We start from the raw sequence: 12,656 nt of genomic DNA, 5'->3' as shown, positions 1-12,656 counted from the left end.
CGGATATCGGGTGAACGCGAGGTGACCGGGGCCGGCTCCTACCGCACCACGACGCGATTGCGGCCGGCCGCCTTCGCCCGGTAGAGCCGGCGGTCGGCCTCGTGCAGCAGCAGGCCCGGGGCCGTCGTCGTAGCCGTCGCCGAGACGCCGCCGATGCTGACGGTGACGGGCGCGCCGTCACGGACGAGGCCCAGGTCGAGGATCGCGCTGCGGACCGCTTCGAGGACCACGGGCAGGTCGCGCTCGCCCACGAGGAGCAGCGCGAGCTCGTCACCGCCGTACCGGGCGGCGAGCTCGCCCGGCCGGTCCGGGACCCGCGCGATCACCTCGGCGATCCGCCGCAGCACGTCGTCGCCCGCGGTGTGCCCGTGCGTGTCGTTGTAGTTCTTGAACCCGTCGACGTCGATGAGGGCGAGGTGCACGGTGTCGCCGTTCTCGGCACCGGTGTGCAGCAGGCGGTCGAGGGCGCGACCGAACCCCCGCCGGTTGGCGATACCGGTCAGCTCGTCGATCTCGACCAGGCGCTCGAGCGCGAGGGCCTGATGTTCGAGCGCCCGGCGCTCGACGATCTGCGCCGTGATGTCGGCCTGGCTGCCGATCATCCGCACGACCGCGCCGTTCGGGGCCCGCTCGATCACGCGCCCACGCGCCCGCACCCACCGGTACTCGCCCGACTTCACGCGGATCCGGTGATCGCAGTAGTACTCGTCGGCCTCGCCGCGCATGTGGCGGCCCATCGCCCGTAGGGCCATCTCCAGGTCGTCGGGATGTACCCGTCGCTCCCATTCGAGCGGCGAATCCCCGATCTCGTCCTCCCGGTGGCCGAGCATGCTCTTCCAGCGGGGCGAGTAGTACACCTCCCGCGCGGCGAGGTCCCAGTCCCAGATGCCCTCGCCCACGGTCTCCAGCGCGAACTGCCAGCGCGCCTCGACGCGCAGCAGCCGGGCCTCGAGACGTCGCGTCTCGGTCACGTCGCGCGAGATCCCGATCAGGCCGATCACCCGGCCGGACTCGTCCCGGTACGGCGCCTTGAGCGAGCGGACGGTCCGCTGCCCACCGGCGACCACCACGGTCTCGTCGACCTCCTGGGCGATCCCGGTCGTCATGACCTCCCGGTCGGTGCCCATGATCCGGGCCGCCGCCGTCGCGTCGAGGAAGTCGTCGTCGGTGCTCCCGAGCACCTCGCCGATCGGTAGCTCGGTGGCCTGCAGTACACGCACCGCCGCGCGGTTGAGGAACAGGAAGCGTCCCTTGCGGTCCTTGACGTAGACGGCGTCGGGCGCGGCGTCCGCGATGGACTGGAACGTGCGGTAGGTACCGAGATCGACCCGCGCGGGGTCGGCGTTCGCCGCCTCGGTCGCGGCGGCCTGCAGCGCGCGCAGGCGGGCGACCTCCTCGGCGCTGCTGCGGGTGTCGGTGACATCGCGTGAGACGCCGATCAGGCCGATGACCTCGCCGTCCACGTCGCGGTACGGCACCTTCACCGATAGGAAGGTGCGCGCGAGGCCGTCGACGGTCGTCGACTCCTCGAGCTCCCGGGCCACGCCGCTGCGCATGATCTCGCGGTCGGTCTCGCGCAGCTGCGCCGCCGCGGCGGGGTCGAACATCTCGCGATCGTCGTTGCCGATGAAGTCGGCCACGCGCAGCCCGTAGAGCCGGGCGACGGTGTCGTTGACGAACACGTACCGCCCGGCGAGATCCTTGACGTAGATGAGGTCCGTCGCCGACGCCGCGATCGTCCGGAACATCGCCAGCGTGCGGTTCGCCTCCGCGAGCTCGGCGGACAGTGATGCGACCCGGTGCCGCAGTCGCCGCACCTCGGCGTCCGCGTCGTCGACGCGCGTCCTGTCACTCACGATTGCAACACTAGCCGCGACTGCGAGGCGCGGACGAACCTCGAGCGGACCGCGCTCGGCCTCGTGCGAGACTGGACGGGTGAGCACGCCGGACCAGCAGAGCTTCTACGACGCCGTCGGCGGCGCGGACACCTTCGCGGATTTGATCCACCGCTTCTACCAGGAGGTCGCGCACGACGAGCTGCTGCGTCCGCTGTATCCGGAGGAGGATCTGGGTCCCGCCGAAGTGCGGCTGCGGATGTTCTTCGAGCAGTACTGGGGCGGTCCGCGTACCTACTCCGAGCAGCGCGGGCACCCGCGGCTGCGGATGCGGCACGTGCCCTTCCGGATCACCGAGCTCGAGCGCGACGCGTGGCTGCGCTGCATGGATGTGGCGATCGCCTCGATCGACGACGCGCGGATGAGCCCGGACCGCAAGCAGCAGCTCAGGACCTACTGTGAAATGGCCGCACAGATGCTCGTGAACACCCCCATGGGCGGTTGAGTTGAGGAGTGAGATGACGCCACCCGTCCGCACGCCGCACTACAGCGACGCCCCGTGGTGGAAGGACGCGATCTTCTACCAGGTGTATCCGCGCTCGTTCTCCGACGCGAACGGTGACGGGGTCGGCGATCTGCGTGGTGTGATCGATCGGCTCGGCTATCTGGAGTTGCTCGGTGTCGACGCGCTGTGGCTCTCACCGGTGATGCGCTCCCCCATGGCCGATCACGGCTACGACGTCTCGGACCCCCGCGACATCGACCCGCTCTTCGGCACCCTCGCCGACATGGACGAGCTGCTCGCGGCGGCGCACGCGCACCGCATCCGCGTCACCATGGACCTGGTGCCCAACCACACCTCGGATCAGCACCCGTGGTTCCGGGCCGCGCTGGCCGCCGGCCCGGGCAGCCCCGAGCGCGAGCGCTACGTCTTCCGCGACGGTCGCGGCCCGAACGGCGACGAGCCGCCGAACAACTGGCCCAGCATCTTCGGCGGACCGGCGTGGCACCGGGTGACCGAACCCGACGGCACGCCGGGTCAGTGGTACCTGCACATCTTCGCGCCCGAGCAGCCGGATCTGAACTGGCAGAACGAGGACGTCTTCCAGGACCTGGCGGCCACGCTGCGCTTCTGGCTCGATCGCGGCGTCGACGGCTTCCGGATCGACGTGGCGCACGGCATGGCCAAGCCACCGGGCCTGCCCGACATGGATCTGGCGAACAACCAGATCATGGACAACGACGAGAACGACCTGCGGTTCAACAACCCCGGGGTGCACGCCATCCACCGGCGCATCCGCCAGGTGATGGACGAGTACCCGGGCCGGGTCACCGTCGGCGAGATCTGGGTCAAGGACAACGATCGGTTCGCCGAGTACATCCGGCCCGACGAGCTGCACCTCGGCTTCAACTTCCGGCTCGCCGAGGCGGAGTGGGACGCGCGCGCCATCCGGGAGGCGATCGACAACTCGCTGATCGCCGTCGAGTCCGTGAACGGCATCCCCACCTGGACGCTGTCCAACCACGACGTGCCGCGCGAGGTGACGCGGTTCGGCGGCGGCGAGCTGGGGGTGGCCCGGGCGCGGGCGATGATCCTGGTGGAACTGGCGCTGCCGGGCACCGTCTTCCTCTACAACGGCTCCGAGCTGGGACTGCCGAACGTCGACCTTCCCGACGAGGTGCTGCAGGACCCCACGTGGGAACGCTCGGGGCACACCGAACGCGGCCGCGACGGTTGCCGGGTGCCGATGCCCTGGCAGGGCACCCTGCCCCCGTACGGCTTCTCGACCGGCACGGACACCTGGCTCCCGATGCCGGACGACTGGAAGGACCTCACCGCGGAGGCGGAGCTCGAGGACCTCGATTCGACGCTGACGCTCTACCGGACCGCGATCGAGCTGCGCCGGATGCGCCCGGAGTTCCGCGGCGACGCCATCGAGTGGTACGGCGCCCCGCGGCCCGGGCTGCTCGCCTTCCGACGCGTCGGCGGGCGCCTGACCTGCGTGCTCAACGCCTCGGAGGCTCCCGTCGAGCTGCCTGGGGGCGAGGTCGTGCTCTCCAGCGCGCCGCTGGTCGACGGGATGCTGCCGCCGAACGCCGCCTGCTGGCTGGCCTGACCGCGGCTCAGGCCCCGATCCGCTCGCGGGAGGTCCGCCCGCGGCGCGCCAGCGGCTGCGCGCCGACGGCGGCGGCGAGCCCGACGGGTGCCGCGAGGTCGGCGTAGATCGACTCGTGGGCGCCGGCCGGGACCCGGTAGGTCTCGTGCCAGATGCCCACGGTCGAGCGCCCCTCCCCGTGGGCCATCTTGTAGAACTGCAGCCACGCCGGCCGGTGCGCGAAATCGGTGGAGTGCGAGTAGCTCTCCAGTTCCTCGAAGCTCCGCCAGTACTGCACGAGGAACGGCCCGCCGGGCGCGATCGCCTTGAAACCGCCCAGGTAACCGAGGGCGCCGCCGCGCTTCCGATCGCGCTCGATCTCGGCCAGCATCCGGCGCAACGAGCGGCCGACGAAGGCCGCCTGGCCCAGTCGCCGGGTGCGCCGCGGGCGCATGCCCAGCAGGAACACCACCAACTCGCCCTCGTGGGTATCGGTCTGCAGATCGTGCTCCATGGGTCTCTCCCTGCGTCCACCTTGGATAGTGCCACTACCCATATTGGAGAGTGGTGCTATCCCATGTCAAGATCGATGGATGAAATTGTCGGAACTCTCCACGGAGACCGGCGTGAGCACCGCCTCGCTCAAGTACTACCTGCGCGAGTCGCTGCTCGCGCCGGGCGAGCCCGTCACCCGGACCCAATCGGAGTACGGGCCCGACCACGTCGAGCGGGTCCGGCTGATCCGGGCGCTGGTCGAATCGGGCGGCCTGTCACTGGCTCAGGTGCGGCGCGTCATCGACGCCCTCGACAGCCCGACGGTGCCGCGCCACGAACTGCTCGGGGTGGCGCAGGAGGCGCTCATGGACGCAGAACGGTTCGACGAGGACGCCGAGTGGACCGCGGTGGCGACGACCTTCGTCGAGCGGCGCGGTTGGCGGATCCAGGACGGCGACGTCCTGATCCCCCAGCTCGGCGCCCAACTCAAGGCGCTCGCGGAGACGTGCGACGTCGGCGGCCGGGAGACCCTCGACCGCTGGGCGGACGCCGCGGAGATCGTGGCGGCCTCCGATCTCGACACCCTCACCGACGACGACGCGCAGGCGCTGCGGACCGCCATCGTCGGCACCGTCCTGTCCGACAAGGTGCTGCAGACCCTGCGCAGGCTGGCCCAGCAGAACCGGACCGGCCGGCTCTACGAGGCGGCGCGGGAGTCGGGCGGGAGTCCCGGCTCAAACCAGTAGCCCGGGGCCCGCTTCGCGGCGCTGATACAGCGATCCGAACCGTGCGTCGACCCGCACCCACGTCGCCGACGCCGAGACCCGGACCGGCTCGTCGGCACCGTCGGCGGCGAAGCCCATGGCCTCGAGCGCGAAGGCCGTGCGCAGGCTGATCGGCACCGTGGCCGCCTCGGAACTGACGCTGACCACCTCGGAATCCAGCAGCGACGCGGGCGGGCCGGCGGGCCCGCCGCTCTCGCGGCCCACCTCGACGCCGCGCGCGGCCACCGCGCGCAGCGCTCGCGCGGGCACGTCGTCCACGTGTGCGAAGCCCGTCGCGGGCGGGAGCGCACCGCGCCACGCGGAATCCAGGGCGAAGCCCACGTCCACGTACCCGCCCTCGTCCGACGGTGCGAGGCGCAACGAGTCGAGCACCGTGGCGGCGCTGCACACCAGCGACTCCGGCGCGACGGTCCCGCGCAGCACCCGGACAGCGAGCACGCCGAAACCGGTGCGGCCCCACACCTCGACGTTCTCCTCATCGCGCCGGCGCACCCGGATCACGGCCGAGTCGTCGGTGCGCAGCAGCCGGGTGACGAAGGCCGCGAGGTTCGACCGCGGGCCCGCGCCCGCGACGGTCAGGCGCCGATCGCTCACCGGGAGAACGACTTCAGGTAGTCGCGCTGCTCCCCCGACAGGCGGCGCACGCGCTGCTCCGCCACGTCGAAGGCGGCGAGCCGCACCTGCGCCAGCACCGCGGGCGCCGTATCGAGCGCGGCGCCGGCGGGCCGGACCTCGTGGTGCACCACGAAGTCGGCCGCCCGCACCGCGGACGTCCACAGCGTGATCCGCAGCGGCGAGTCCTGGTGCCGCAGCTGGCCGCGGTACTCGACCTCCAGCTTCGCCAGCAGCAACCCGTCGAGCAGATCGCGGGTCGGCGAGTCGGGGGCGAAGAGCAGCGGAATCCGCGCCTCCTCCAGCAGCGTCACCATGCGGGCGTTGTTGATGTGCTGGTAGACGTCCATGTCGGACCAGCGCACGTCCACCGGCACCGTCAGGCTCGCGGCGCCGTCGTCGGAGACGGAGCGCACCCCGGTGACGCCCGCCGCGGTGAAGCTGTAATCGGTCACGCCTGACACGCTAGCCGAACGCCCGACGGCTACCCCACGTGCCGTAGCAGCGAACGCAGTGCGCGCGTCGCCACCGACAGGCGCGACTCGTCGTTCGCGATCGGCGAGGTGCCGTCCACCGGGTCGAGGATCTCCCCGAGCAGCGCGCCGACCCGCTCCAGCCGTCGCGCGTTGTGCGAGGCCCAATCGCCGATCTTCTGCGTGGCGGGCTCGGACGGATCGGTGAAGTTGAGGACCTCGACGGTGAGTCCGCGCAGCGCGCCGTACAGGTCGTCGCGCAGCGCCAGGCGCGCCATCTCACTCCACCGGTCGCCACGGGGCAGGCCCGCGACCGCGCCCAGCATCTCGTCGACCCGCAGGTGCTGCATGATCGCGAAGTAGAGTCGGCCGACCTCGTCGTCCTCCCGTTCGGTGATGTCGGCGATGTCCACCACGTCCAACAGGCTGAAGCGGTAGAGCGCACGGCTGACCGAGTACGCGAGCTCCTCCGGCACCCCGGCGGCGATCGCATCGGCGGCCGACGCCGTGGCCTGCGCGTCGTAGCGGATATCCCACTCGCCCATGGCGGCGGTCATCGCGGCGATCCGGTCTGCGTAGCGGTTGACCTCGGCGCCGATGGCGATCGGCTGCGGCCGGTTGGTCAGCATCCACCGGGCACCGCGGTCGAGAACCCGCCGGCTCTCCGAGAGCAGCGCCGCGGTCTCGCGCGCCGAGACCGGAACCTGCTTGAGCGCCGCCCACGTGCGGGGCAGGTCGAAGACCCGGCTCACCGCGACGAACGCGCGCACCGCATCGGAGGCGCCCGCACCGGTCTCCTCGGCGAGGCGGTAGACGAAGCTGACGCCGGCGTTGTCGACCATCTCGTTCACCGTCTGCGTCGCGACGATCTCGCGGCGCAGCGGGTGCGCGAAGACGGCCTCGCCCGCGCGCTCGCGCAGGCGGTCCGGGAAGTAGTCGGGCAGCTTCGCCACCAGCACGTCGTTGTCCGGCAGGTCGCCGGAGAGCACGTCGTCCTTGACGGCGAGTTTGACGTGCGCCATGAGGTTCGCCAGCTCCGGCGAGCTCAGTCCCAGGCCGGCGGCCTGCAGCTTGTCGGTCTCCTTGCGCGTGGGTAGCGCCTCGAGGCGCAGGTCGACGCCGCGGTTGCGGGAGAGATCGGCGAGGATCCGCGCGTGCACGTCCACCATCTTCGGGGCGAGCGAACGCTCGACCGACAGCGCGGTGTTCTGGGAGACGTTGTCGGCGAGCACGAGCCGCGAGACGTCGTCGGTCATGGAGACCAGCAGGTCGTGCCGCTCGGCCGCCGGGATCGTGCCCGCGGCGATCTGCCGGTCGAGCAGGATCTTGATGTTGACCTCGTGATCGGAGCAGTCGACGCCGGCCGAGTTGTCCATGGCGTCGGTGTTGATCCGGCCGCCGCTGCGGTCGAACTCGATACGGCCCAGCGGCGTCACGCCGAGGTTGCCGCCCTCGCCGATCACCTTCGCGCGCACCTGCGCCCCGTCCACGCGGATCGCGTCGTTGGCGCGGTCCCCCACATCGAGGTTGGTCTCCGTGGAGGCCTTGATGTAGGTACCGATGCCGCCGTTCCACAGCAGATCGACGGGGGCCAGCAGCACCGCCCGCATGAGCTCCGGCGGAGTCAGCTCGGTGACGCCGTCTGCCAGGCCGAGCGCCGCGCGCACCTCCGCGCTGATCGGGATCGACTTCTGGTCGCGGCTGTACACGCCGCCACCGGTGCTGATCTTGCTCGCGTCGTAGTCCTTCCACGACGAGCGCGGCAGGGCGAACAGACGTTGCCGCTCCGCGAAACCCACGGCGGCATCGGGATTCGGGTCGAGGAAGATGTCCCGGTGGTCGAACGCGGCCACCAGGCGGATGTGCTCGGAGAGCAGCATGCCGTTGCCGAAGACGTCGCCGCTCATGTCGCCGACGCCCACCGTCGTGAAGTCCTCCGCCTGGGTGTCGACGCCCTGCTCGCGGAAGTGCATCTTCACCGACTCCCACGCGCCGCGGGCGGTGATGCCCATGCCCTTGTGGTCGTAGCCCTCGGAGCCGCCGGAGGCGAAGGCGTCCCCGAGCCAGAACCCGTAGCCGGCGGCCACGTCGTTGGCGATGTCGGAGAACGAGGCGGTGCCCTTGTCTGCCGCGACCACCAGGTAGGTGTCGTCGGCATCGCGCCGCACCACACGCTCGGGCGGCAGCACGTCGCCGTCGGGTCCGAGGTTGTCGGTCACGTCGAGCAGCCCGGAGATGAACATGCGGTAGCAGGCGACGCCCTCGGCGCGCTGCGCGTCGCGGTCGGCGGCGGCGTCGCCGGTGACCTCCGGCGGCTGCTTGACGACGAAGCCGCCCTTGGCGCCCACGGGCACGATGACGGCGTTCTTGACCGCCTGCGCCTTGACCAGGCCGAGGATCTCCGTGCGGAAATCCTCCCGGCGGTCCGACCAGCGCAGGCCGCCGCGGGCGACCATCCCGAACCGCAGGTGCACGCCCTCCACGCGGGGCGAGTAGACGAAGATCTCGAAGCGCGGCCGCGGTTTGGGCGCCTCGGGGATGCGACCGGGCTCCAGCTTCATGGAGATCACCGGCTTGTCGGCGTAGAAGTTGGTGCGCACGGTGGCCTGCACCACGTGCAGGTAGGCCCGCAGGATCCGGTCCGCGTCGAGGCTGGTGACCGCGGCGAACGCCGTTTCGAGGTCAGCCTCGGCGGCAGCGGCCGCTTCGGCGTCCGCGGCGATCGGGTCGAAGCTCGCGGTCCACAACCGCACCAGTGCCAGCACGGCGTCGCGGTGCTCGAGGAGCACCTGGGCCATGTGCCCCGGACTGTAGGAGAAACCGCACTGCCGCAGGTACTGGCCGATGGCGCGCAACAGCGCCACGCGACGCCAGTCCAGCCCGAAGGCGAAGATCAACTCGTTGAACCGGTCCACCTCGGCCTCGCCGCGCCAGACGGCTGCGGCACCCTCGCTGGCCAGCGCGCGCAGCCGGGCGAGGTGCCCGGGTAGTTCCGCCTCGGAGACGCCCTCCGCGGCGGTGGCCCGCAGCACCGGCGAGACCCGCAGCCCGAAGTCGTAGACCGAGCAGAGCGCGCCGTCGGGGCGGCGCAGGCTGTAGGGGCGCTCGTCGAGGACGTCCACGCCGAGGGACTGCAGCACCGGTAGTACCTGGGACAGGGTGACCTGGCCGCCGGTCATGTACATGGTGAAGCCGAGGTTGGCGCCGCGGCCCGCCGGCGGGTCGTAGAACACCAGGTCGCTGCCCTGGGCGGGAAGCGCCGCGATGCGCCGGATGTCGAGCAGCGCGGTCTCGGGGCTCTGGTCCTCCTTGTAGTTCGGGGAGATCCCCGTCAGGTAGGAGGCGACGAGGCCCTGGTCCGCTCCCGCGGTCGCCGCCGCCGAGAGCACGTCCTCGTCCCACGTGCGGCTGACGTCGCCGAGCCGGGCGCGGATGCGCGCCTCGTCCTCGGCGTGGAAGACAGGCACGGTCTCCTCGCCGCGCGGCAGCAGGACGAACTGGATCCGTGCGATGGCCGACTCGGTGACGCGGGCCGTGAACCGGTCCACCCGCATCCCGGTCTCCGACTCGAGGACGTCGATGAGGACGCCCCGGGCGCGGGAGGTGTAGCGGTCGCGCGGCAGGTAGACCAGGGCCGTCGCGAAGTGGGCGAGGCGGTCGGTGCGCAGGAACAGCGCGAGGTCTCCGTCGCTGAGCGTGCGCAGCCCGCCGAACACGCGGGCCAACTCGTCCTCATCCGCGACCACGAGGCGCAGTCGCGGGAAGGTCTGGATGTACTCGAGCAGCCGTTGATCGGCCGGGTCGGCGCGGTCGACGCCGATGCGGGCGAGTACGCGCTCGATCTTCGCGCCGACCATCGGGATGCCGAAGACGTTGTGGTGCAGTCCGAGGACGGTGAGCGCCATGGCGTAGAGCTGCACCGGCCCGCCGTCCGACGGGGCCACGGCGAGCAGGCTCGGCGAACCCGCCGCGTCGCCCACGGGCTGTGCGAGCTCGACGATCGCGATGTTCCCCGGTTCCGGCGCGGGGATGGCGTCGATCACGGCCTGCAGCTTCGCATCCGGTTCGGCGAGCACGCCGGTGCCGGCACCGTCGACCCGGGTACCGAGCACGCGGGCGTTGTCCTCCGCCAGCCAGGCGAGGAAGTCCGACGGTGACCTTCCGGGCGGCTGCGCGGCCACGACGGACGCGGCAGTGGTGAAGACGGACGGATCTTGTCCGGACTGGGCCACGGGCGTGCTCCTCCTGCGGGGTCGTGGCAGCGGGCACGCCAAATGCGGGGTCAGCACGCGGCGCCGTTGCCAAGGTGTGACGGAGCCAGTGAGCTCCGGCCACCACATTACGGGCGGGGTGGGGGCTACGGGCCAGTAACGAACGACGACGCCCCCGGCACGGTGCCGGGGGCGTCGTCGGTGCAGGATGCGGGTCAGTCGCGCGTGAGCTTGCGGTGCGTGACCGCGTGCGGGCGCGCGGCCTCGGCGCCCAGGCGCTCGATCTTGTTCGCCTCGTACGCCTCGAAGTTGCCCTCGAACCAGAACCACTGGCCCTCGGAGACGTTGCCCTCCCACGCCAGGATGTGCGTGCAGGTCCGGTCCAGGAACCAGCGATCGTGGGAGATCACGACGGCGCAACCGGGGAACTCCTGCAGCGCGTTCTCCAGGCTGGAGAGCGTCTCCACGTCGAGGTCGTTGGTCGGCTCGTCGAGGAGGATCAGGTTGCCGCCCTCCTTGAGAGTCAGCGCCAGGTTCAGCCGGTTGCGCTCACCACCGGAGAGCACCTCCGAGGGCTTCTGCTGGTCCGGGCCCTTGAACCCGAACGCGCTGACGTAGGCGCGCGAGGGCATCTCGTTCTGGCCGACGGTGATGTAGTCGAGACCGTCCGAGACCACCTCGAAGACGGTCTTCTTCGGGTCGATGTTCGCGCGGTTCTGGTCGACGTAGCTGAGCTTGACCGTCTCGCCCACCTTCACGTCGCCCGAATCGGGGTCCTCCAGACCGACGATGGTCTTGAACAGCGTGGTCTTGCCGACGCCGTTCGGGCCGATCACGCCGACGATGCCGTTGCGCGGCAGCGTGAAGCTCAGGTCCTTGATCAGCACGCGGCCGTCGAAGCCCTTGTCCAGGTTGGAGACATCGACCACCACGTTGCCCAGACGGGGCGGCGTGGGGATCTGGATCTCCTCGAAGTCGAGCTTGCGGTGCTTCTCGGCTTCGGTCACCATCTCGTCGTACCGCTCGAGGCGGGCCTTGTTCTTGGTCTGCCGGGCCTTCGCGCCGGACCGGACCCACGCGAGCTCCTCCTTGAGGCGCTTCTGCAGCTTCTGGTCCTTCTTGCCCTGCACCTCCAGGCGCTCGGCCTTCTTCTCCAGGTAGGTGGAGTAGTTGCCCTCGTAACCGTGCAGCTTGCCGCGCTCGACCTCGCAGATCCACTGCGCGACGTGATCGAGGAAGTACCGGTCGTGGGTCACGGCCAGCACGGCGCCCGGGTAGTTCGCGAGGTGCTGCTCGAGCCACAGCACCGACTCTGCGTCGAGGTGGTTGGTGGGCTCGTCGAGCAGCAGCAGGTCGGGCTTGCTCAGCAGCAGCTTGCACAGCGCGACGCGGCGCTTCTCACCGCCCGAGAGGTTGGTCACCTGGGCATCGCCCGGCGGGCAGCGCAGCGCGTCCATGGCCTGATCGATCTGCGAATCGACCTCCCAGGCGTCGACGGCATCGAGCTGCTCCTGCAGCTTGCCCATCTCCTCCATGAGCTCGTCGGTGTAGTCGGTGGCCATGAGCTCGGCGACCTCGTTGTACCGACGCAGGTTGACCATGGTCTGGCCCAGGCCGTCCTCGACGTTCTCGCGGACCGTCTTGGTCTCGTCGAGCTGCGGCTCCTGCATGAGGATGCCGACGGTGGCCTCCGGGTCCAGGAACGCCTCGCCGTTGGACGGCTGGTCCAGGCCCGCCATGATCTTGAGGATCGACGACTTACCGGCACCGTTCGGACCGACGACGCCGATCTTGGCACCGGGGTAGAACGACATCGTCACGTCGTCGAGAATGACCTTGTCGCCGTGCGCCTTACGCACCTTCTTCATGGTGTAGATGAATTCAGCCACAGTCCCTGCCTGCTCTCGCGCGAAAACGACCCACCGGTGTGCCGGGGGCAAACGACTCCAGCCTACCGACCGGCGCGCGCGGCCGGGTACTGACCGTGTCCCCACCGCAGGGCGGCCGGCCCGCCCGTCGGCGCGGGCACGTGGTGAGCGGGCGCTTCGCGGCAAGTCGGCCGGTCCGGCTCCGCGGCGGGGCGAGTCGATCTACTGTTGCGATCACGAGTCGAACGAACGGCGAGGGACTCGGCCGCGGACGGGTCCCC

9 protein-coding genes are annotated in these 12,656 nt (G+C 70.7%); 3 read left to right on the top strand and 6 right to left on the bottom strand.

From position 1 onward, the window contains the following. Positions 1 to 38 precede the first annotated feature (38 nt). Positions 39 to 1,856, bottom strand: a complete 1,818-nt coding sequence (locus BLQ62_RS08415) for a sensor domain-containing diguanylate cyclase (protein ID WP_068536354.1) — start codon at positions 1,854 to 1,856, stop codon at positions 39 to 41. A 79-nt stretch (positions 1,857 to 1,935) separates the two neighbouring features. On the opposite strand from BLQ62_RS08415, the gene BLQ62_RS08410 reads away from it, so the two are divergent. Then, complete coding sequence (locus tag BLQ62_RS08410) at positions 1,936 to 2,340, top strand: globin (RefSeq protein WP_068565989.1); 405 nt, start codon at positions 1,936 to 1,938, stop codon at positions 2,338 to 2,340. Between the two features lie 13 nt (positions 2,341 to 2,353). Then, entirely contained in the window at positions 2,354 to 3,952 is a 1,599-nt protein-coding gene (locus BLQ62_RS08405; protein ID WP_068536351.1) for a glycoside hydrolase family 13 protein, read from the top strand. Between the two features lie 7 nt (positions 3,953 to 3,959). Here BLQ62_RS08405 and BLQ62_RS08400 read toward each other — a convergent pair whose 3' ends face one another. Further along, entirely contained in the window at positions 3,960 to 4,445 is a 486-nt protein-coding gene (locus tag BLQ62_RS08400) for a DUF4188 domain-containing protein (protein WP_068536349.1), read from the bottom strand. A 79-nt stretch (positions 4,446 to 4,524) separates the two neighbouring features. Between BLQ62_RS08400 and BLQ62_RS08395 the strand changes: the two genes are divergently transcribed. After that, positions 4,525 to 5,172, top strand: a complete 648-nt coding sequence (locus BLQ62_RS08395; RefSeq protein ID WP_068565991.1) for a MerR family transcriptional regulator — start codon at positions 4,525 to 4,527, stop codon at positions 5,170 to 5,172. Here BLQ62_RS08395 and BLQ62_RS08390 read toward each other — a convergent pair. The 4 genes from BLQ62_RS08390 to ettA all read right to left on the bottom strand — a co-directional run bounded on the left by BLQ62_RS08390 (position 5,161) and on the right by ettA (position 12,396). Further along, positions 5,161 to 5,805 carry a DUF8185 domain-containing protein gene (locus BLQ62_RS08390; protein ID WP_068536345.1) on the bottom strand — a complete coding sequence of 215 codons (645 nt, stop codon included), beginning with the start codon at positions 5,803 to 5,805 and terminating at the stop codon, positions 5,161 to 5,163. The genes BLQ62_RS08395 and BLQ62_RS08390 overlap by 12 nt on opposite strands. Continuing rightward, positions 5,802 to 6,239 (bottom strand): acyl-CoA thioesterase, encoded by a 438-nt coding sequence (locus BLQ62_RS08385; RefSeq protein WP_269451321.1) that lies wholly within the window; start codon positions 6,237 to 6,239, stop codon positions 5,802 to 5,804. The genes BLQ62_RS08390 and BLQ62_RS08385 overlap by 4 nt, the downstream gene beginning before the upstream one ends. A 68-nt stretch (positions 6,240 to 6,307) precedes the next feature. Then, positions 6,308 to 10,528 carry an NAD-glutamate dehydrogenase gene (locus tag BLQ62_RS08380; RefSeq protein ID WP_068536343.1) on the bottom strand — a complete coding sequence of 1,407 codons (4,221 nt, stop codon included), beginning with the start codon at positions 10,526 to 10,528 and terminating at the stop codon, positions 6,308 to 6,310. A 194-nt stretch (positions 10,529 to 10,722) separates the two neighbouring features. Next, a complete protein-coding gene (gene ettA / locus BLQ62_RS08375; protein WP_068536341.1) occupies positions 10,723 to 12,396 on the bottom strand; it encodes an energy-dependent translational throttle protein EttA in 1,674 nt (557 codons plus the stop codon). Between the last annotated feature and the right edge of the window lie 260 nt (positions 12,397 to 12,656).

It is taken from the genome of Tsukamurella pulmonis, from assembly GCF_900103175.1.
GTDB classification, from domain to species: Bacteria; Actinomycetota; Actinomycetes; order Mycobacteriales; family Mycobacteriaceae; genus Tsukamurella; species Tsukamurella pulmonis.
The sequence above is the reverse complement of the archived record's forward strand: the minus strand, read 5'-3'. Positions and strand labels throughout refer to the sequence as shown.

Excerpts from the sequence above, each read along its gene's own strand:
- BLQ62_RS08395 (WP_068565991.1), top strand. The coding sequence starts at position 4,525 with ATGAAATTGTCGGAACTCTCCACGGAGACCGGCGTGAGCACCGCCTCG.
- BLQ62_RS08405 (WP_068536351.1), top strand. The coding sequence starts at position 2,354 with ATGACGCCACCCGTCCGCACGCCGCACTACAGCGACGCCCCGTGGTGG.
- BLQ62_RS08400 (WP_068536349.1), bottom strand. The coding sequence starts at position 4,445 with ATGGAGCACGATCTGCAGACCGATACCCACGAGGGCGAGTTGGTGGTG.